The organism is Shewanella halifaxensis HAW-EB4, from assembly GCF_000019185.1.
GTDB lineage: Bacteria > Pseudomonadota > Gammaproteobacteria > Enterobacterales > Shewanellaceae > Shewanella > Shewanella halifaxensis.
On record NC_010334.1, the window covers coordinates 2508426 to 2528791 of the forward strand.

Genomic DNA, 20366 nt, shown 5'->3' on the forward strand with positions numbered 1-20366 from the left:
TTAGCTCATTGAATCATACAGTAGCCAACTCAAGGTATAAAGCGCTTAGCGCATAAAATAGCGTTAAGTTAAGCTTAGTTAATCAAGCCAGTCTTTATGTAATTTTTCACTATCACCTAAATAGTTCAGTACCCAAGCCATAGCGGGTGATTGATTGGTCGCGTTCCAAGCTAAGCAACACGGACTGGTCAGATTAGGTCGCTCAAGCTCTTTCTCAATCAGTGCCCCAGTTTTAATAAACGGAAATGCAAAATGAGCCGGCATGTATCCAATACCTAGGCCTTCTCTAAAACAGTTAATCGCGCGGATCCAATCTGGGACAACAAGACGCCTTTGGTTTTCAAGTAACCAGGTCATTCTTTTAGGGATCTCGCGAGAGGTGTCTTCAAGGCATATAGAAGGGTATTGTCGCAATTCATCATCGGTTATGGGTCTATCAATATCGGCCAGAGGATGATTTTTGCCTACAAGAAAATTCCATTCAATCTTACCCATGTCCCTAAAATGAAAGTCCCCGCCGACAGGTATTGCAGTTGTTGCGCCAATAGCAATATCACTTCGTCCTGTTGCTATTGACTCCCAAACACCATTAAACACTTCGATGCGGATAATCAACTCAACATTATCGAAAGTTCGATAGAAGTCGGCGATTAAATTACTGATCTTATCGGCTCTAACGATATTGTCGAGTGCAATTGAAAGTGTAGGCTGCCAGCCATTAGCTACGCGAATGGTATCAGCCCGCATTGCATCTATGTCTGTTAACAGGCTCCGAGACTGTTTGACGAAGTGCTCGCCTGCCGGAGTTAAGCTGACACTTCTATGATGTCTAATAAATAAAACCACGCCAAGCTCTTCTTCAAGCTGTTTGACCGCATAACTTACGGCTGAAGGCACTTTGTGCAGTTTGTTAGCTGCAGCGGTAAAGCTACCGACACGGGCGACCATATCGATGAGTTGAAGGGATTGTTCTGAAAGCATAGGCCACATCCTGCTGTGAGTTTTTTTGATAGCTAATGTGAAAAATAAACGTTTCACAGTAGTTTAGCAAGTGTTTAAACTGCGCGACTTTAATAAATCCCGATTTAATTCTTTGCTGGTGAATTCTCCTATGAATCTTAAATACTATATATTTCTTACCTATCTAGCGTTACTAAGTATGCTAGGTTTTATTGCAACCGACATGTATTTGCCTGCATTCAAAGCAATTGAAGACACAATGGCGGCGTCACCATCACAAGTCGCGATGTCTTTGACGTTCTTTTTAGCGGGCTTGGCTCTGGGGCAATTGTTATACGGTCCATTAGTAGAACGCTTCGGTAAGCGTAACTCACTCATTTTTGGATTAGTATTATTTTCGGTTGCTAGTTTTTCACTGTCAATTAGTGACTCAATGTTAGTATTTAACATTTCACGCTTCATGCAAGCGTTAGGTGCTTGTTCTGCTGGGGTTATTTGGCAAGCAATTGTTATCGAGAAGTATGATGCTTCAAAGGCGCAAAGTGTATTTTCAAACATTATGCCGCTTGTGGCTTTATCGCCGGCTCTCGCTCCAATCTTAGGTGCATTTATTCTTGAATCTATGGGCTGGGAAAGCATTTTCGTTACCCTAACTATGATGTCTGTTGTCATGATCTTATTGACGGTATGGTTTGTACCTAGTGAAACCAAAGCGATAAATCGTAAAAAGAAAGATATTAGCTACGTTAATATCTTCAAGAACACCAAGTATTTGGGTAACGTTGTGATTTTTGGTGCTTGTTCAGCGGCGTTCTTCTCTTACTTAACAGTTTGGCCAATGGTCATGGAGCAGCACGGTTTCGACGCAAAAGCGATCGGTTTGAGCTTTATTCCACAAACTATCATGTTCGTTTTAGGTGGTTATGCAAGTAAGACTCTCATTCGTAAAGTGGGTGCTGAAAACGCATTAAAGGTTTTGCTATCGGTATTTGGTCTATGTTCACTTGGTATTGTTGTCGTAACCATTTTGATTACTGGCTTGTCGGTATTCCCGCTGCTAGCGGTATTCTCGGTACTCGCTGCATGTAATGGTGCGATTTACCCAATCGTTGTTAATGGTGCCTTGCAGCAGTTTCCTGAAAACGCAGCGAAAGCCGCTGGATTACAAAACTTTTTACAGATCAGCTTATCTTTTGGTGCTTCAAGTTTAGTGGCTATTTGGGCAACAAGTGGTGAAGTTGCCATTGGTTGGGGCATCATGATCTGTTCGTTTATTGTCTTTCTTGGCTACAAGCTACGTAATCACAATAACTGGAAAGAAGTTGGCGAAAATATTGTTATGCCAGATCCTGCTCGCATCGCAATCAATCAGGACAAGAATTAGTCAAACTGCTTTGTTGTTGGTCAAAGTGATAAATTCTTAGAATTATTACTTTACAAGCACAATAGAGCGCTATATTATTCGCGGCGTTCGGAGGGATGGCAGAGTGGTCGAATGCACCGGTCTTGAAAACCGGCATGGGTTTATAGCCCATCTAGGGTTCAAATCCCTATCCCTCCGCCACATTCTAGATGAGGCCCGTAGCAGAAATGCTACGGGCTTTTTCGCATATTGGATTGCAGAGTTCAAGTGCAATGGGTTTATAGCATCGATATATAGGGTTCAAATCCCTATCCCTTCGCCACACATAAAGAAGCCCGCTATTTTATAGCGGGCTTCTTGCTATCTGGAGTTTACTGAACTGAACCCTAGGGTTCCTATTATTCAGTTAAGCGTCTAAAACGAATTGGCTCGCATCATTGCATCCATACCACCATCGACAAAGAGCACACTGCCATGAATAAAACTTGCTTGATTTGATTGTAAGAACGTCACAACAGAAGCGATTTCTTCAGCTTCGCTATTACGACCAATCGGTGCGACAAAATTACGAACGGCTTCTCCATAACGCGCATCGTCTTTAGAAGCTTGATGTAAAGGTGTTTCTACCGCACCGGGTGCAACGACATTAACACGGATCCCGTTGCCACCCCATTTTACAGCCGTTTGACGACTCCAACTGGTTACAGCAAACTTTGACGCGGCATAAGCAATGTGAGCTTGTTGGTCTTCATTAGCTAACTTCGTTGCTAGGGCCTCATCGCTATCAAGCATGGCTAGCGCCATCGGATGCGGCGCTGCTACTTGTTGATTCGCAGCCACAGAACCGATAACAACGACAGAAGCTTGCTCACCTTGACGTAGTGCGTCATAGAGGCCAGTAACTAAAGACGTGACGCCAAAGTAATTAACTTCAACGATAAGTCCACAGTTAGGCGCAGTGACGCCAAGACCGGCGCAACATACTAATCCATCCAATACCCCATTAGACTGTTGATATACAAGGTCTATGGCGTTTTGACGGCCTTCAGCTGTGGATAGATCGGCGGCAATACTTGTGAAATTGTCATCCGTTTTGCGATCGATACCGATAATGGTGTGTCCTGCTTTTTCAAGTTGAGCGCAAACCGCAGCGCCAATGCCTGAAGCTGATCCTGTTACCGCAGTAGTAGGCATATTATTTCTCCTTTCATCGTTAGCAATACTTAGCGCTTAAAAAGTAAACTTTAAAGCGATGGTAGATTTTGATACAGCCAGTATGCCGAGTGATAAGTTATGTCTCCTCGTTTAAAGAGACTAGATCTATTCACTGTGAATTTGGTTTAACTTTGATTGAGTCGAAGAACTCACGTCAATATAGTTAGGGTCATTAGCTGTAAATATTTGGTTAAGCTTTATTAAAAGGAATATGGCGATAATTGTCGAAAAACTACTGAAAATTAGTGCATACCTCAATGATTCCTCGCCCATTCTAGGAGACAAAATATCACTAAGGCTGCCGACTAAAACAGGGCCAACTCCCATACCGAGAAACGAAACTAAGATAGATTGACATGCAATAGCAACAGCTCTTTGATGAGCTGGGACTAAATTGGTGAGCAAACTAAAACAGGGACCAACCCACCATACAGAAAAGAAACTGGTTAAGGCGCAAGCAAACATCGCAACTGGCACGTTATGTCCAAAAATTAATATGGTTTGCTCACTTGGCCATAATAGATATAAGTACAGAGAGGTGACCCCAAGTATATGGCCAATAATCGGTAGTTGTAACGGTGAGGTCCGAACGCTGCGCTTATCTGCTAAATACCCGCCTAAAAGAATACCGATTGCAGCAGAACCTCCGCCGATAACTCCTGCAAGCAAACCTGCGTTGTATAACTCGAGTTGGTGGCTTCGCATTATGAACGTAATATTCCACATGCCGAACGCATTTGCTGACATGGTTGCCATCGCACTTGAAAAAACGAGCAGTTTAAATCGTTTATGTGCCCACAGCGATCGTAATGTATCTGCTAAAGTTCCGTTGCTAGAGGTTAGTTCTGTTTGTACTGCGGTTAGGTTAGCTTGAGATTTGTGATTGAATTGACCTCTTTTCGGCTCTTTTACGAAAATGAAAAATACAGCAGAAAGTATAAGAGCGGGAATAGAGAGCAGAAAAAAAGTATGTCGCCACCCCAGTTGACCTATGAGGTAAGCTCCAAGGCCTAATGCCAAAATAGAGGCGATTGTCGCGGCAGAGGTATAACAGCTAATGGCAAATGCACGCTTATTTAACGGATATAAATCGGCGATAAGAGACATTGAAGAGGAACCTATAGGGACTTCAGCCACGGCGACTAACATCCGCGCCGCAACCAACATATAAAAGCCAACAGCAAACCCACATAACGCGGTTGCAAATGCCCAAGCTAAGGCGCAAAACGCCAATATTCTTGTTCGTGACTTTTTATCTGCTAACTGACCCGCGGGTAAGCCTAGCACTGCAAATACAACAGCAAAAGCCAGTCCAGACATCAAACCCATTTGTGTATCGCTAGTACCAAACTCCAATTTAATGGGCTCAATCATCACTGCGATAATTTGTCTTCCGATGAACGTTTCACCATAAAACAACGTCAACAGCAGTAGCAGACCATGTCGCTGCCACTGTGTTGGTTTACCGTCAGCAATTTTATTCACGTTTAGGCAAGCTCTCTTGCCATATTCATTGCGGTATCATCAATCATATCTTCTTGGCCGCCAACAGTGCCACGTCTACCCAGCTCAAGCAATATATCTCTTGCTGGAACCCCATATTTTTTTTCGGCTCTTTGTGCGAACAATAAGAATGATGAATAGACTCCAGCATAGCCTAAAGTTAGCGCATCTCTGTCGATTCTTATCGGTTGGTCCATCATTGGGGTAACGAGATCTTCTGCTACGTCCATAATGTCATATAAGTTAACCCCGTGGTGGACCTGCATACGTTCAAGTACGGCCACGAATACCTCTAATGGTGTGTTTCCAGCTCCGGCACCCAAACCAGCAACGGAACCATCTATACGTTCGGCGCCAGCTTCAATAGCTGCAAGGGAGTTGGCGATACTCATCCCCATATTATGGTGGCCATGAAAACCAATTTGCGTATCGCTTTTAAGCTCGCCCCGTAATCGCTCAATATGCGAAGTAACGTCTCCTGGTAGCATATAACCTGCAGAGTCGGTGCAGTAAATACAATTTGCGCCATAGGACTCCATAAGTTTGGCTTGCTCAAGCAACTTCTCAGGGCTAACCATATGAGCCATCATAAGAAATCCTACAGTATCAAGGCCTAAATCTCTTGATAACGCAATGTGCTGTCCAGATACATCGGCTTCAGTACAGTGGGTAGCAACTCGGATTGTATTAACACCAAGTTGATGTGCCATCCGTAAATGATCGACGGTACCGATCCCTGGTAATAACAGTGCAGAAACCTTTGCTTGCTTCATTTTAGGGATCACGGCGCTTAAGTATTCTTCATCAGTGTGCGCAGGGAAACCATAATTTAGCGATGCACCGCCAAGGCCATCACCATGGGTAACTTCGATTAAAGGTACCCCCGCAGCATCGAGTCCTGTTGCTACATCAACCATCTCTTTCAAAGTAATTTGATGTTGGCGAGCATGCATGCCATCTCTTAATGACATGTCGTGTAAAATAACTTTTTTTCCCGTTAAATTCATCATGGACTCCTAGGCTAGCGCCGCTTCTTGGGTAACATTGTAATGGGGTTCAGGATTGAGCATTTTGGACGCTAGCATCTCTGCTGTTCTTGCTGCTGCGGCGGTCATTATGTCGAGGTTACCTGCGTACTTTGGTAAGTAATCTCCAAGACCTTCAACTTCTAAAAATATGGTGACTTTACGGCCATCAAATACAGGACCATTTTTAAGTGTGTAACCCGGTACATACTGTTGAACTTGTTCAATCATCTCGTGGACAGATGCTGTAATTGCCTGTTCATCAGGTTGTTCTTTTGTTAGGCAGTGAATGGTATCTCGCATCAATAACGGCGGTTCAGCAGGGTTAATGACAATAATCGCTTTGCCTTTTTCTGCACCACCAATTTGTTCCACTGCGCCAGCCGTTGTACGAGTAAACTCATCAATGTTTTGCCGAGTACCGGGGCCTACAGAGCGGGATGAAACCGTAGCAACAATTTCGCCGTACTCTACCGCTTGTACTCGTGAAACCGCAGCAACCATTGGGATAGTTGCTTGGCCGCCGCAGGTGACCATATTAATATTTTTTACATTTTCATCGAGTTGAGAAAGGTTAACCGGGGGAACGCAAAAAGGACCAATTGCCGCTGGGGTTAAGTCAATCATCACCACCCCTAATTCATTTAATTTTCGTGAGTTCTCTGCATGTACGTATGCAGATGTAGCATCAAAGGCGATTTTAATCTCATCGGCTTCAACAAACGGCAGTAAGCCATTGATGCCGTCTGCGGTCACCTTCAGCCCGGCGGCTTTAGCTCTAGCTAATCCATCAGACTCCGGATCGATTCCCACCATCCATACAGGCTCAAGCACATCACTGCGCATTAATTTGTAGAGTAGGTCGGTGCCAATATTGCCAGAGCCAATCAGCGCACATTTTATTTTACTTGTCATGTCGGTATTCCTTCTGTTATTTCCGTGCTGATGTCTAATCTGTGTTAGTCGCAAAAGCTGATGCTGCAGCTTCCCAAGCCTTCAATTTCCATGGTGAATTTGTCACCTGATTGGGCCACAATTAGCGGAGCAAGTGCGCCGGATAAAATAATCTCCCCTTTTTTAAACGGAATACCATACTCGCCTAGTGTATTTGTCAACCATGCAACTGCTTGGGCTGGGTGTCCTTGAACGGCACTGCCTAAGCCAGAACCGGCAAATTGACTATTCTTTTTGATTTCCATTTGCGCCTCCGCGAGATCAATTTCTCTAGGTGGAGTATGGGTATCACCAATGACGAACACTCCACATGAAGCATTATCAGCAACGGTATCAACAATACTTATGCGCCAATCCTCGATTCTTGAATCGACAATTTCAAAACATGGGGCCACCCAAAGCGTGGCATCGAGGACGTCCTGAGCGGTAACCCCCGGTCCGTGTAAATCTTCCTTTAAGCAAAAAGCTATTTCACCTTCAGCTTTGGGCTGGATGAGTTTGGCTTTTGATAAACTGATACAATCACCATTGTTAAAGTGCATGCTGTTGGTCAGAAACCCAAAATCAGGCTGGTGAACGTTGAGCATTTGCTGCACGGCTAAACTGGTCACGCCGATTTTTTTGCCAATGAGTTGTTCACCGTCATTTTCACGCTGTTGTAAGCATAACCGTGATATTTGGTATGCATCATCGATGGTTAAGCTTGTCGTTCGCTCACTCAGAGGAGTAATCGCTTCACCTTTCCTGAGTGCTAAAAGTAACTCTTCGGCATGCATTTCGATAAGAGAGCTATTGGTTGTTGCTTTTACTTTATCGACCATTACGTACTCCTAAGACACTTTTGACCACAGATCGGGTAGCCCCGGGTCTGTGCGTTTAATTATTTGTTTCAACAGCAGTTTTAGTGCGTTTATTTCACCTTGGCTAAGACCGTCAACTAGCTCATTTTCAATGGCTTTCGCTTGAGCAATTTGCTGGAATGAAACTTGGCGTCCCTGTTCGGTCAAAAAGTAACGCTGTTCAGTTTTTTTGAGTAAATTACTATTAACCATATGTTGCAACTGAGCGTCACTTACGCATCGGCCAGTGTATTCGATATGAGTGTTAAGCTGCGCCAGCTCGAGACCGTCACTTATCGACAGCACTGATAGAGCGAAGAAGTGGATGTCTTGTAATAAGTGCTCAGTTAATACTGAACGCATTTTATTGAGCATTTGAAAGTGTGATCGCCCCAGTAGATAGCCAAGAAGATCTTCGTTGTAACTGCAGGCTAGCGTGTCTTCAGCCTGACTAAGGTTTACCTCTTCCCAAGGCTGTGGAACGGTGAGCGCATATTGTCCACTATGGAAGGCGAGAGGCGCCTGATCATTGCGGTCAAAGTCCAATACTTCACCAATGAATATGATGTGGTCACCACCATCGTGGATAAAAGCATTACGGCATTGAAAACGCGCAGCACATCCCTGAAGCAAGGGAGCAGAACTGACCCCCTCATCTTGTAATAAACCTGAGAACTTATCTTCGCCTCGTGATGCAAATCGCCCTGATAGTTCTTGTTGATCACTAGATAACACATGAACGTTCCAATGGTCCGCTGCATTAAAAACCGGCACACTCATCGCCGATTTAGCAAGACTCCAAAGTACCAATGGCGGATCAAGTGATACAGAGTTAAAGCTGTTAGCGGTTAAACCGACTTCGGTGCCATCTGCAGCTTTGGTTGTGATAATGGTAACCCCGGTGGTAAAGGTCCCTAGCGCATTTCGAAATGCCTTTGTATCAAAATTTGGATTTGACATTACTTATCCCTCTGTCGAGCACAATATGCGGAGCAAACCCTAAATGGTATGCAATCATAGATATCAGTATCATGTTGACAGGTAAGGCAATCATCGTCTTAATGGACTAAAAGCTCATTGCAATGTGGCTAGAAGCTCCCAGTATTTTGACGTTAAGAAGTTACGCAGAGGTCTAGCTATAACAGAATAAATAACCGTTAGCTGCATCGTCCGTACAGACCATGAATTAACCAAGCTAGAGCGCTAAAAAGGTGCAAACAACCGTATTAATAAAGAGGGAACTTCCAAAATGACAACACCAGTAAATAGCCTCGCTCAATTATTAACGCAGCAAAAGCAAGCGCATCTTGTTAGCCCAAACCCAACTGCAAGTGAACGTAAGGCGAGAATTCAACAAGTTATCGATTTATTAGTGGCTAGTCATAGCGCTTTGGTGACTGCAATGGAGGAGGATTTTGGTGGTCGCAGCCAAGGTTTTTCACTAATGAACGACGTATTGGGTTCATTAGGCTCACTAAAGCATACACGAGATAATTTAGAGGATTGGATGGCTGCGGAAAATCGCCAACCGTTTGCTCCTTATGATCAGTTAGGCGCTAAAGCTGAAGTCAGCTTCCAAGCAAAAGGTTCTGTAGGCATTATTGGCACCTGGAATGCACCTTTGTATACATTATTGAGCCCTCTAGCTTGTGCGCTGGGTGCTGGCAATCGAGCAATTTTGAAACCATCTGAATTGACGCCCCGCACCGCACAAACTATTGCTGAATTATTCGCTAAATTTATTAGTCCAGAAATCGTGACCGTAGTAACAGGCGGTGCGGAGATAGGGGCTGATTTTGCAGCACTACCTTTTGATCATATAGTGTTTACAGGTAGCACCAATATTGGACGAAAAGTAATGTCTGCTGCGGCAAAAAATTTGACCCCTGTGACCTTAGAGCTTGGTGGAAAGTCACCTGCAATCATTAGTGCTAGCGCAAACATTGACCAAGCTTGCTATCGTTTAGCGATTGCTAAAGGTACTAATGGTGGCCAGATTTGTGTGAGCCCAGACATTATTTATCTTCATGAAGAAAATCTAGAGCAGGGACTAACTACATTAAAGCAGGTATTTTCGACTTTATATCCTTCAATAAGTCATAACCAAGATCTCGTCCCTATGGTCAATCAAGCCCATTTTGAGCGAGTTGAGAGTTACATTGAAGAGGCAAAAGCAAAAGGTGCAAGAGTCGAGTCGAGTCATGATACCTTGGCCGATCCGATTACTCGTAGAGCACCATTACGTATCATCGTTAATCCGACTAATGATTGTGACATTATGCAGCATGAAATTTTTGGTTTAGCTGTAGTGATCAAAACCTATTTAGAGATTGATACCGTAATAAACGATATTAATAGTAGAGACAATCCGTTAGCCCTGTATTACTTTGGACAGAATAGTGAAGAGCAAGTAAAGGTTCTAAGCTTGACTCGCTCTGGTGGTGTGACTATCAATGATGCTCTAATGCATGCAGCAATGCATGATGCGCCATTTGGCGGTACTGGTGGTTCGGGAATAGGTCATTATCATGGTAAAGAAGGCTTCTTAGAGTTTAGCCATATGAAGACAGTATTAACAATGCCTGATTATGATCCTCGTGCTGAATGGGGCATGCTACCACCTTACCATGAAGGCTTTAAGGCTGTAATGGAGTCTCAAATTACTGCAGATTAAGTGTCTGACGTTTTACTTATATAACATTAATAAAAAATGGCAGCTACTGGCTGCCATTTTTAGGTTAGTACATTATTCACACAAGATTACACAGTAGCCGTATCTTAAGATATTGTGTAAGGTTCAGTCCCTTTGGGCACATAAACACCCTCACATTTATCCAAAAACTCAGCTCTGCGTGCTTTAGGATTGTAAAACTGCTTATACCAGATACGAGCTTTCATAAATGGTCCGTCACTAGGGATAAAGAGCCCATTTAAACAAGGCGCTTTATTGGTCCAGACTTCGAAATCCTGCTCAAAGGCGAGACGACTTGCTTGCTGAAATTGGCGGGCCGCGATGCTATCTTCAACAGTAACAACTTCGTGACCATTAGGTGACTTCACTAATAACGCGTGCCAAACTCTCACTGAACCGTCTTCTACTGGTGTATGCGTGATCATCAGGATTGCATCATAAAACCCTGTCATCTTAGATATGAGAACCCCCGGTCCGTGGTAACAAGTATCGGTATGTAGAATGGGGCTTCCGCCATCATCACTGACTAGGGTACGGTGGGGCCCACATTGTCGTTGAATGGCTTGATGGCCTTTAAACTCATTCTCATAACGTTGTACTGTTGAACCGTGAATAGGGCTAAGATGTCCATAATCACATATGTTATCAATAACTTCTTGTGGATGTTGCTCAAGTATACCAAGGTCATCAAATTGCCAGTTTACCCAAGAGTCATCGTTCCATTGCGGCAAAGAGGGATGATCCCACTCTGGATCAGCGCCTTCTGGATCATGCCAAACCCAAATAGCTCCCAAGCTTTCTGTTACGGGCCATGACTTTACACAAGCACTTTTAGGGATAGGGCCGTCATGGTAAGGAATATCATCACATTGCCCATCAGGCCCAAAGCGCCATGCATGATAAGGACAACGGATCCCGTCACCGTCGATATTAGTTCCGCCACCGTCAATGATCACATAAGAAGTATTATTTTCTGCTGCCAAATGCGTTTTCATATGAGGGCAGTACGCATCGAGTAGTACAACTCTGCCAGTTGCTTGACCACGGTATAGAGCAAAATCTCGCCCAAAAAATCTAACGGCTAAAGGCTTATGGGTATTAATGTCCTCGGCGGTGGCTATCATAAACCAGCCTCTAGGGAAGTCGAATTCTCCTAAACGGTATTCCTGTGCTGTTGCCATGCGTAACTCCTTGTTTTTATAATATTGGTTTCAGCACTAATACTTAAGTGTACTGGTGCCATTATCGTTTTAATTATCTATGAACTCGGTAGCGGATCGTTGATGGTAGTAGGCGGCACTGCGTTTTCTACAGCTTCAACTTCATCGTTATCCAATTGTTTCATTCGAGTTTGGTAAGGGGAGAGGCCTTTATAGTAAAACCATGCTGAAACGAGGAGTAACATCATAGTCGCGACCAAAGCGTACTTTAGTCCTTCACCTGCGAATGTTGCCCCAAACACGTCACTTAATGTGCCTGTCAGCAGAGGGCCGAGGCCTGCTCCGAAAAGGGTTAAGAATAGGTTTAGCGATGCAGCGCCTGTTGCACGTTGGCTACTGGTCATTAAATGACTGATTGCGGCATAAGATAAACTTGGCCACCAGCAATTGAAGAAACTAAATAACGCAGCAAAGACGATGGCATGAGGAATTTTTATTTCGCCTATCATCCAAAAGGCATCAGCTGGCCACAGCATGAATGCAACGCCCATTGGTAAACTGATTAAAATGCCAATAATGGGTAGTCCAATTTGCCAGCGTGAATCTCGCTTTGACAATTTATCACAAAATAAACCACTAAATATGGTCCCTATAGCAGCAAAAATACCACCGGCTAATCCAAAGCTTATTCCGGCATGAGCGAGGGACATATCGTAGTTACGAACCATAAACGTAGGTACCCATATGCCGTAACCATATCCAGCCATACCAGCTAGTGCACAACCCATTGCGATCCAAATGAAGCCTTTAACTTTCATAATTCCATTTAGCTGCTTGAAGAAGGATTCTTGCTTAACTTTTTTATTTTTGGACGCTGTATACTTATCGTAAACACCATGGCCAGGATCTTTAGTAAAACAAAATAACAGCAAGGCTAGTAAAATTCCGGGAGCGCCAAAGAATAAGAAAACTGAGCGCCATCCATATTCTTGTGCTATCCAGCCACCCGCAACCATGGCTGCTAATAACCCAAGATGAGGACCAATCATTAGTACGCTAATAGCCAAGGAGCGACGATGGGGAGGATAGAGATCTGACACCATCGATATCGATGGCGCGATACCGCCAGCCTCACCGACAGCAACAGTCATTCTGGCAAGCAATAATTGCCAGAAGTGCTGCGCCATACCGCAGGCCATTGTCGCAATACTCCAAAGCCCACAACATACGGCGACAATATTGCGTCTATTTCCACCTCTATCGGCTAACCGACTGAGAGGTAGACTTAATCCTGCATATAAAATGGCAAATGCGAGCCCACTAAGGAAACCCATTAAGGTATCTGAAATGCCAAACTCTTGTTTTATTGGCTCCAAAACAATGGCAATGACATTCCTATCAATAAAAGAGAAGACGTAAACCAGTGCTAGCAAAACAAGTGTGCTATGTGTACGCCATGTCACTGAAGGTGAAGTCGGCCCCATAATTTGCTCCAAAATTAATATCGCAGTAGCTAAAAGGTAACCTAGGTAAAAATCTAAACATCGTCCTTATGGACGTGTTGTTTAGTCGTGTAATAGATTCTTATATTTGTGTCATTAATAGCTGGCTTTATCATGGTGCTTAATCATGTAACTTTTAATTCAGGTGGGAGGGGCAATGGACGTAACTAAGAATCAATCACTTAATGACCATAGAGCACAGAAATTAAAGGATCGCCAAGCTCTTAGTTATCCTTTTACGCCTCCATTGTGTGATGCCAAGGTTGTTTATGTGGCTAAAGGCGTACTGTGGGCGCGGTTATCAATGCCAATGGGACTCGACCATATAAATGTATACATTCTTGAAGATACTGATGGTTGGTATTTAGTCGATACAGGCTTAAACACTGAAGAAAATAAAGCATTGTGGATAGCGCTTGCAGAAAACTACCTCACCGCTAAACCTGTTAAAGGCGTGATTTGTACCCATTTTCATTATGACCACTCAGGTTTGTCGAGTTGGCTAACTGAGTATTTTGATGTGCCTTTGTATATGACTCACGGTGAGTACTATATGTTGAGAGGTGTTGCAGCTACTCATGAATGTAGCGGCAATGAACAAGACAAGCGGTTTTATACAAGGTCTGGATTCTCAGCTGGGTATGCTGAAAAGGTTTTTGAAGCTTGTAAGAAGGATCCCTATATAACTCATTACCCGCCACATTTTTTCCGCCTAAGGGAGGGAGATGTTTTTACGATTGGACAGCGAAAGTGGCAGGTTTGGATCGGTGAAGGCCATAGTCCTGAACATGCTTGTTTATATAGTGAAGCAATGGAAGACGAGCCTGCACTATTAATTTCAGGTGACCAAGTTCTCCCTGAAATCAGCTCAAATATTTTAGTTAGTAGTATTGAACCGGAAGGCAATCCGTTAGCTCAATGGTTTAAGTCGTTAAAGCGGCTTGAGTCATTAGATAGTGAATCATTGGTATTACCAGCACACGGCCCTGTTTTTGGTAACTTACACATTAGATCAAAGCAATTGGAACAACATCATAAAAACCAGCTTGATGTGTTACGTGAGTTAAGCGTTAGTTATATTGATTTTACCGCATTGGATGCATTAGAAGTGTTATTTAAACGACCTATGCAGCCAATCGAAAAATTAATGGCGCTGGGGGAAACTCTTGCTCACTTAAACTGGTTAATAAACGTAGAAGAGTTAACGAGAACCCTTTGCAATAAAAGCGATAAATTTATATATAACAATAAGCTGAAATAGCTTAGGGATTATAGTTAACGAGAAAAGGATAACAGGAGAAAGTTATGGATATTATGGATCATGCGCAAGAGGTAAAAGCACAACTGACAGCCGTAGGAGCCCCTTTTGAATTAGTACAACTTGATCAAGGTGAAATAAGTGTACCAGTTTACCTTAACGCACCTAAGGATCTGTCTGAAGTCATAGAAGCATCGCGACGTGATGATGAAAGTACTTTCCTTGTTTATCAAGATGATGTTTACAGCTATCGCCGGTTTTATTCTGAAGTAGATGCGCTTGCCATTTGGTTCCATGAACAAGGAGTCGTTCAAGGGACTCGGGTGGCTATTGCGCTACGTAATCGTCCTGAATGGGCAGTATCATTTGCAGCCATTGCAAAGCTTGGTGCAGTACCTGTACCGTTAAATAGTCTGGGGCAGCCAAAAGAGTTATGGTCAGCAATTGATGAGGTCATGCCAAAGATCTTGGTATGTGACAAGGCTCGTTGGAATAAGCTAGATACTCAGGTAAGCAACAATATATTTAAAGTGTTGGTTGTAGATGATAACGATAAAATTACAGCAGAAGTGAGCCATTATGAAGACGCCATAGTAGAAGCCAATACCAAAACTTCTTTACCTCGTCTGAATATTTTGCCAGAAGATACGGCGTTGATCCTATTTACCTCTGGAGCATCAAGTAACGCTAAAGCTGTTATCTCGACCCAAAGAGCAGTTTGCCAAGCGCTATATAATATTGATTATATCTCTGCAATATCGGCGATGACGTCGCCAAAAATTGTAGCGAGAATAATGGCAAATGCAAAACCTCCTATGTTATTGACCGCAGTACCTTTATTCCATGTAAGTGGTTTACATGCGCAATTGCTTACCGCGCTTCGTAGCGGTCGTGGAATGGTAATGATGCATCGTTGGGATCCCACTGAAGCAGTAAAAATGATCAAGCAGCACAATATTACACAGTTTAATGGTGCTCCTTCGATGGTTATGCAGTTACTTAGGGAGCCTGGATTTTTATCAACTTCTATTCTTGATAATATGGCTGGACTCGGTTTCGGCGGCTCCGGTTTACCAGAAGTATTAGTCGAGCTTGTATTAAAGGAAATGCCAAACCATATGGTTGGTAGCGGTTTTGGTATGACAGAATCTAATGGTGTCGGCTCTTCTTCATCAGGAGAGTTGTTTAGAGTTAGCCCTAAAAGTTCAGGTATGTTATCGCCATTAGTTAAGATTAAAGTTTGTGATCCTATAGGTGATGAGCTTTCAGAAGGGGAAATCGGCGAAATTTGTATTCAGTCAGTTACTGTAATGCGTGAGTATCTGAATAATCATGCGGGTACACAAGAAGCCATTCGTAACGGCTGGTTGCATACTGGAGATATTGGTTATTTAGACCATAATGGATTCTTATTTATTGTCGATAGACTCAAAAATGTCATTATCAGAAATGGTGAAAATATTGCCTCTGTAGAGGTTGAGTCTAGCTTGATGCTACATAATGCAGTTAAAGAGGCTGCGGTATTTGGAGTTGCTGATGAAATGGTGGGCGAAAGTGTTGTGGCCGTTATCTCCCTTAAAAATGGGCACTCAACCGATGAAGAGGCGCTAAAGTTGCACGTTGCAGGGCAACTTGCCAGTTACAAGGTGCCAAGTACCATTCATATTATTGATGATGATCTACCACGCAATCCAGCGGGTAAGTTACAGCACAATCAACTAAAGGCCGCCTATAGCGCCAATCAATAAAACATGAGCAATAAGGCAGCGTCAACTAATGATTTTGACGTTGCTTTTTAATAGTTAAGTCATTGTTTATTAGTTGTTATTAACACTTCTCTAGAGCATGTTCCTGCTAGTCCAGATTGACGATGATTCTTAATTTGTAAACCTACATGATGAACTCACAAACTACCAATTTTCTTTAGTGGTTTCTTAACCCGCTGATACTTCTTCCGTTACGATTTTTAGCCGGAAGTAATGGTATTCATGAGTTCACAATAGCGAGATTGCAAATGACATTCAGTTCTTTAAATAAACAAATAAGAGAGACCAAGAAGTCGTCAATTAATCAATCAAATTATGATGTTGTAATTGTTGGTTCTGGCGCAGGGGCTATGGCGTCATCAATAGTTGCTGCTGACCATGGCTTGTCGGTATTGGTTGTCGAAAAGTCAGCCCATTATGGGGGAACATCGGCACTCTCTGGCGGGGGGATTTGGATCCCCAATAACGATCATTTTAAGGCTAAAGGTGGTGAAGATAGCTACCAGTTAGCTTTTGATTACCTAAAAGCATCGACAGAGAACACAGTGTCAGAGCCAAGACTGCACGCTTATTTGACTCAAGCTCCTGAAATGATCCGCTATTTGGAAAATAATAGCCGAGTGCGCTACGCCGTTGCAGAAAAATATCCTGATTACTATCCACATTTAGAAGGGGCTTTGCCTGGCGGGCGAACACTGGATCCTGAAATATTTGATACAAAATGTATGGGTAGTGAAGTCGATAACCAATTGAAAGCATCTGCATCTACTCTGTTAATGGGCAAAATAGCTTGGACGGCACGAGATGCGCATAAAGCGATGGCAAGAGAAAGAGGTTGGCGCTTTTTACTGTTAAAGCTAATGCTCAGATATAAATTAGATTTTAGTCAACGACGTAAAACAAAGCGCGATAGACGAGCGGCTTTAGGCAGTTCACTAGTGGCCTCACTTAGGCAGTCAATGACCGACCGTAATATTCCGCTTTGGCTCAATACCGACTTTACCGATATTGTATTAAATAATGAGAAGGTTTCGGGGATTGAAGTTGTCCGCGAAGGTGAAAAACAAATAATTAATTCCGCTCTAGGCGTGATTTTTGCTAGTGGCGGTTTTGAGCAAAATCAGAAGCTTAGAGAAAAGTATTTACCTGAACCGTCAAATGTTAAGTGGAGTGCAACGCCCCCTGGTCATAATACTGGTGCTGCACTAGAGGCCGGCATTCGCGCTGGCGCAAAAACTGACATTATGGATTGGTGCTGGTGGTCCCCAACAGTGAATGTACCTAAAGAAGATAAAGCGAGAGGCATTTTTGCTGAACGTGCTTTTCCCGGTGCAATCGTTGTCGATGGACTTGGCAAGCGTTTTGTTAATGAGGCCGCTCCGTACCTTGAGTTCGGTGACGCTATGTACCGCAACAATGCAGCTACTGGCGGTAAATCATTACCTGCCTGGGTAATTTTCGATGCTAACTTTCGTTTTAATTATGCCATGGGCCCGTTTATGCCTGCGCAAATCCAGCCAGATAGTAGATTGCCTAAGGGGTGGTTAAACACACTCTATTGGAAGGCTGAAAACCTTAATGATCTGGCCAAACAGATCCAAATAGATCCTGAAGGACTTTCACAAACCGTAGAGCGAATTAATAGATTTGCAAAAACGGGTGTTGATGAAGACTTCGGCCGAGGAGGTAATGTTTTTGACCGTTATTATGGTGACACCAATGTTAAACCTAACCCTTGCATAGCACCTGTTGCTAAAGGTCCATTCTATGCAATGAGAATTGAAGCTGGTGATATCGGTACAAAAGGCGGTTTACTGACTAACGAACATGCACAGGTATTAAGTGATACGAATACTCCTATTGCTGGGTTATATGCCATTGGCAACTGTTCAGCATCGGTAATGGGCCGCAGTTATCCTGGAGCTGGGGCTACGTTGGGACCTGCGATGACATTTGGATATATCGCAGCAAATCATATTGCAAAGGGCAGAGCTAATGGCAATCAGACTATTCTCTAACATTGAAGCATTTACGTCTCTGTTATTTTGTCATTCCGACGAAGCATCTTGTTTATATAGCTGTGATGCGTTGATTGAAGGTTTGCGTACTTGGCCAAAAGAGGATGTAAAAGATCATCTTTTACTAGATCAACAAGTACAAGACGTTAAAAACTTAAATGCTTGTAATGAAGATAGGTAACACGATGATATTTAAAAGTAACACGAACCAAACGAATTCTATTTTTGATAAATCGATTTCAAACGCTGCAGTGTTAACCATTCCTCAATTGGTACTGCATGCTGGACATGTGTACAACGATAATATCGCGATAGAAGATGACGGCGAAAATATTAGTTACACTGAACTATCAACACGGGCATTAGCAGTTTGTAAAAGCCTCATTAACTCAGGAGTAAAACCTGGCGATCGCGTTGCTATTTGGCTACCAAACTGCGCAAATTGGGTTATCGCGGCTTTAGGTTTACAAATGGCTGGAGCAATACTGGTTCCTTTAAATACGCGCATGAAGCCCATAGAAGCTGCCGATATCTTAGAGCGTAGTGGTACTAAGATTCTGTTTATTATGGGAGATTTTTTGGGGCTGGATTATCCTGCTGCGTTGGCAGATGTATTGCCTAACAATGTAGAAAGACAAGTGGTTGTTACCGAGCGTACAGCTAACGACACGATACCGCTTATTGTGAACCAAACGTGGCAACAATTTTTGGCTATGGGAAATAGCCTGAAAGATGAAGTTGCGCTTGAGCGGGCTAATGCTGTTAAGCCGGACGATATTGCCGATCTGATGTTCACTTCTGGGACGACAGGCAAACCGAAAGGTGTTATGAGCAGTCATCGTAGCTGTTTACTGGCATTCACCCAGTTTGTAGAGATCTTAGGGTTAGAAAAGGGCGATCGTTATCTTGTCGTTAATCCTTTTTTTCATGCTTTTGGGTATAAAGCCGGTTGGCTTACCTGTTTAATTGCTGGAGCGACAATTTTACCCCATAAGGTTTTTGATGCTAATGAAGTTATTGCTCGGATAGAAACAGATAAAGTGACAGTACTTCCTGGGCCTCCCACTTTATATTTATCAATGCTTTCTCATCCTAAACTGAGCACGACTGATCTATCAAGCCTACGAGTCGCTGTTACTGGAGCTGCGACGATCCCACCAATTTTGATTGAACGTATGCGTAGTGAATTAGGATTTAAAATCGTTACCACTGCCTACGGTTTAACAGAATGTGGTGGGCTGGCAACTATCTGTAGACCAGATGAGGATGTCGAGACCATAGCTAAAACCAGCGGCAGTGCCATTAAAGGTACACAAATTTCGATTCAATCAAATGATGGTCAGTTTTTAGGAAATGGGGTTCAAGGGGAAATCTGTCTTAAAGGTTTTCATGTCATGCAAGGTTACTTCCAAGACGAAGCCGCAACTACTGCGACCATAGATGGTGATGATTGGTTACACACTGGTGATATTGGAATGCTTGATGAGCGTGGTAATGTGACGATTACAGGTCGTTTAAAAGACATGTTCATTGTGGGTGGCTTTAATTGCTATCCCGCTGAGATAGAAGCTGTACTTGCTGAGCACGATAGTATCAGCTTGAGCGCTGTGATTGGTGTACCATGTGAGCGAATGGGGGAGGTCGGGTGTGCCTACGTAATACGAAAGCCTGGCAGTGTGCTCAATGAAGAAGAGCTCATACAATGGTCCCGTTCACGAATGGCAAACTATAAGGTTCCTCGACACATTCGCTTTGTCGAGTCAATGCCAGTCAATGCTTCTAATAAAGTGTTGAAAGCTGAGTTGGCAGAAACATTTAGCGCCTAGAACCATCAAATACGCAACACTGCGTAAAATAAGCACTATTAGCCGTCTATATACTTTTAAGACGGCTTTTTTGTGGGTAAAGGTGAGCGTTAGTCCAAGCTGACTATGCATACCTTTACTGTATGCACACCACTAGAATAACCACTTATCCACAGTCGATATAACGAGTGAATCCATTCTATCTTTTAACAACAAATCACTTAGGATAATTTAATGGTGTTGTTACCCTGATTTGTTCGAAGCCAATACATTTCTGATCGGTCATTCGAGAATTATTTATGGATT

The 20366-nt window shown here is 43.2% G+C and carries 16 protein-coding genes and 1 tRNA gene; 8 read left to right on the forward strand and 9 right to left on the reverse strand.

The genetic code is table 11. The annotated features are described in order from the left end of the window. Nucleotides 1-78: 78 nt before the first annotated feature. Entirely contained in the window at nucleotides 79-981 is a 903-nt protein-coding gene (gene punR / locus SHAL_RS10885) for a DNA-binding transcriptional activator PunR (protein ID WP_012277173.1), read from the reverse strand. Nucleotides 982-1111: 130 nt separating this feature from the next. On the opposite strand from punR, the gene punC reads away from it, so the two are divergent. Together punC and SHAL_RS10895 are read left to right on the forward strand one after the other, a co-directional pair. Then, a complete protein-coding gene (punC, locus tag SHAL_RS10890; protein ID WP_012277174.1) occupies nucleotides 1112-2344 on the forward strand; it encodes a purine nucleoside transporter PunC in 1233 nt (410 codons plus the stop codon). An 89-nt stretch (nucleotides 2345-2433) separates the two neighbouring features. Then, nucleotides 2434-2524: transfer RNA gene (locus tag SHAL_RS10895), tRNA-Ser, on the forward strand. 213 nt (nucleotides 2525-2737) lie between these two features. Here the strand turns inward: SHAL_RS10895 and SHAL_RS10900 are convergent. From SHAL_RS10900 to SHAL_RS10925, 6 genes are all read right to left on the reverse strand, one after another. Further along, on the reverse strand, nucleotides 2738-3517 hold the full coding sequence (locus SHAL_RS10900; RefSeq protein ID WP_012277175.1) for an SDR family oxidoreductase: 780 nt from the start codon (nucleotides 3515-3517) through the stop codon (nucleotides 2738-2740). A gap of 126 nt (nucleotides 3518-3643) precedes the next feature. Continuing rightward, nucleotides 3644-5023: a spinster family MFS transporter gene (locus tag SHAL_RS10905; RefSeq protein WP_012277176.1), complete on the reverse strand. Its 1380-nt coding sequence runs from the start codon at nucleotides 5021-5023 to the stop codon at nucleotides 3644-3646. A gap of 2 nt (nucleotides 5024-5025) precedes the next feature. Next, nucleotides 5026-6048: a 4-hydroxy-2-oxovalerate aldolase gene (gene dmpG / locus SHAL_RS10910; RefSeq protein ID WP_012277177.1), complete on the reverse strand. Its 1023-nt coding sequence runs from the start codon at nucleotides 6046-6048 to the stop codon at nucleotides 5026-5028. Between the two features lie 9 nt (nucleotides 6049-6057). Continuing rightward, nucleotides 6058-6981, reverse strand: coding sequence for an acetaldehyde dehydrogenase (acetylating) (locus tag SHAL_RS10915; RefSeq protein ID WP_012277178.1), 924 nt, complete (start codon nucleotides 6979-6981; stop codon nucleotides 6058-6060). A gap of 44 nt (nucleotides 6982-7025) precedes the next feature. Then, nucleotides 7026-7841: a fumarylacetoacetate hydrolase family protein gene (locus tag SHAL_RS10920; RefSeq protein ID WP_012277179.1), complete on the reverse strand. Its 816-nt coding sequence runs from the start codon at nucleotides 7839-7841 to the stop codon at nucleotides 7026-7028. Between the two features lie 9 nt (nucleotides 7842-7850). After that, entirely contained in the window at nucleotides 7851-8819 is a 969-nt protein-coding gene (locus SHAL_RS10925) for a flavin reductase family protein (protein ID WP_012277180.1), read from the reverse strand. A gap of 289 nt (nucleotides 8820-9108) precedes the next feature. On the opposite strand from SHAL_RS10925, the gene SHAL_RS10930 reads away from it, so the two are divergent. After that, nucleotides 9109-10533 (forward strand): coniferyl aldehyde dehydrogenase, encoded by a 1425-nt coding sequence (locus SHAL_RS10930; RefSeq protein ID WP_012277181.1) that lies wholly within the window; start codon nucleotides 9109-9111, stop codon nucleotides 10531-10533. Nucleotides 10534-10637: 104 nt separating this feature from the next. On the opposite strand, the gene SHAL_RS10935 is transcribed toward SHAL_RS10930, so the two are convergent. Next, nucleotides 10638-11732: an aromatic ring-hydroxylating dioxygenase subunit alpha gene (locus SHAL_RS10935; protein WP_012277182.1), complete on the reverse strand. Its 1095-nt coding sequence runs from the start codon at nucleotides 11730-11732 to the stop codon at nucleotides 10638-10640. A 77-nt stretch (nucleotides 11733-11809) separates the two neighbouring features. Next, nucleotides 11810-13195: a spinster family MFS transporter gene (locus SHAL_RS10940; RefSeq protein WP_012277183.1), complete on the reverse strand. Its 1386-nt coding sequence runs from the start codon at nucleotides 13193-13195 to the stop codon at nucleotides 11810-11812. Nucleotides 13196-13370: 175 nt separating this feature from the next. Here SHAL_RS10940 and SHAL_RS10945 point away from each other — a divergent pair, with 175 nt between their 5' ends. The 5 genes from SHAL_RS10945 to SHAL_RS10965 all read left to right on the forward strand — a co-directional run bounded on the left by SHAL_RS10945 (nucleotide 13371) and on the right by SHAL_RS10965 (nucleotide 20081). Further along, on the forward strand, nucleotides 13371-14474 hold the full coding sequence (locus tag SHAL_RS10945; protein ID WP_012277184.1) for an MBL fold metallo-hydrolase: 1104 nt from the start codon (nucleotides 13371-13373) through the stop codon (nucleotides 14472-14474). 44 nt (nucleotides 14475-14518) lie between these two features. Beyond that, nucleotides 14519-16219 (forward strand): class I adenylate-forming enzyme family protein, encoded by a 1701-nt coding sequence (locus SHAL_RS10950; RefSeq protein WP_012277185.1) that lies wholly within the window; start codon nucleotides 14519-14521, stop codon nucleotides 16217-16219. A 266-nt stretch (nucleotides 16220-16485) separates the two neighbouring features. Further along, nucleotides 16486-18255, forward strand: coding sequence for an FAD-binding protein (locus tag SHAL_RS10955; protein WP_012277186.1), 1770 nt, complete (start codon nucleotides 16486-16488; stop codon nucleotides 18253-18255). Then, nucleotides 18233-18436 (forward strand): hypothetical protein, encoded by a 204-nt coding sequence (locus SHAL_RS10960; RefSeq protein WP_041415972.1) that lies wholly within the window; start codon nucleotides 18233-18235, stop codon nucleotides 18434-18436. Before SHAL_RS10955 ends, SHAL_RS10960 begins: the two co-directional genes overlap by 23 nt. 4 nt (nucleotides 18437-18440) lie before the next feature. Then, nucleotides 18441-20081 carry a FadD3 family acyl-CoA ligase gene (locus tag SHAL_RS10965; RefSeq protein ID WP_012277187.1) on the forward strand — a complete coding sequence of 547 codons (1641 nt, stop codon included), beginning with the start codon at nucleotides 18441-18443 and terminating at the stop codon, nucleotides 20079-20081. The last annotated feature ends 285 nt before the right edge of the window (nucleotides 20082-20366 follow it).

Bases quoted from the DNA above. Each gene is read 5' to 3' on its own strand.
- SHAL_RS10960 (WP_041415972.1), top strand. From the start codon at position 18,233: ATGGCAATCAGACTATTCTCTAACATTGAAGCATTTACGTCTCTGTTA.
- punR (WP_012277173.1), bottom strand. From the start codon at position 981: ATGCTTTCAGAACAATCCCTTCAACTCATCGATATGGTCGCCCGTGTC.
- dmpG (WP_012277177.1), bottom strand. From the start codon at position 6,048: ATGAATTTAACGGGAAAAAAAGTTATTTTACACGACATGTCATTAAGA.
- SHAL_RS10965 (WP_012277187.1), top strand. From the start codon at position 18,441: ATGATATTTAAAAGTAACACGAACCAAACGAATTCTATTTTTGATAAA.
- SHAL_RS10920 (WP_012277179.1), bottom strand. From the start codon at position 7,841: ATGGTCGATAAAGTAAAAGCAACAACCAATAGCTCTCTTATCGAAATG.
- SHAL_RS10955 (WP_012277186.1), top strand. From the start codon at position 16,486: ATGACATTCAGTTCTTTAAATAAACAAATAAGAGAGACCAAGAAGTCG.
- SHAL_RS10915 (WP_012277178.1), bottom strand. From the start codon at position 6,981: ATGACAAGTAAAATAAAATGTGCGCTGATTGGCTCTGGCAATATTGGC.
- SHAL_RS10925 (WP_012277180.1), bottom strand. From the start codon at position 8,819: ATGTCAAATCCAAATTTTGATACAAAGGCATTTCGAAATGCGCTAGGG.
- SHAL_RS10945 (WP_012277184.1), top strand. From the start codon at position 13,371: ATGGACGTAACTAAGAATCAATCACTTAATGACCATAGAGCACAGAAA.
- SHAL_RS10930 (WP_012277181.1), top strand. From the start codon at position 9,109: ATGACAACACCAGTAAATAGCCTCGCTCAATTATTAACGCAGCAAAAG.
- SHAL_RS10900 (WP_012277175.1), bottom strand. From the start codon at position 3,517: ATGCCTACTACTGCGGTAACAGGATCAGCTTCAGGCATTGGCGCTGCG.
- SHAL_RS10950 (WP_012277185.1), top strand. From the start codon at position 14,519: ATGGATATTATGGATCATGCGCAAGAGGTAAAAGCACAACTGACAGCC.
- SHAL_RS10935 (WP_012277182.1), bottom strand. From the start codon at position 11,732: ATGGCAACAGCACAGGAATACCGTTTAGGAGAATTCGACTTCCCTAGA.
- SHAL_RS10940 (WP_012277183.1), bottom strand. From the start codon at position 13,195: ATGGGGCCGACTTCACCTTCAGTGACATGGCGTACACATAGCACACTT.
- punC (WP_012277174.1), top strand. From the start codon at position 1,112: ATGAATCTTAAATACTATATATTTCTTACCTATCTAGCGTTACTAAGT.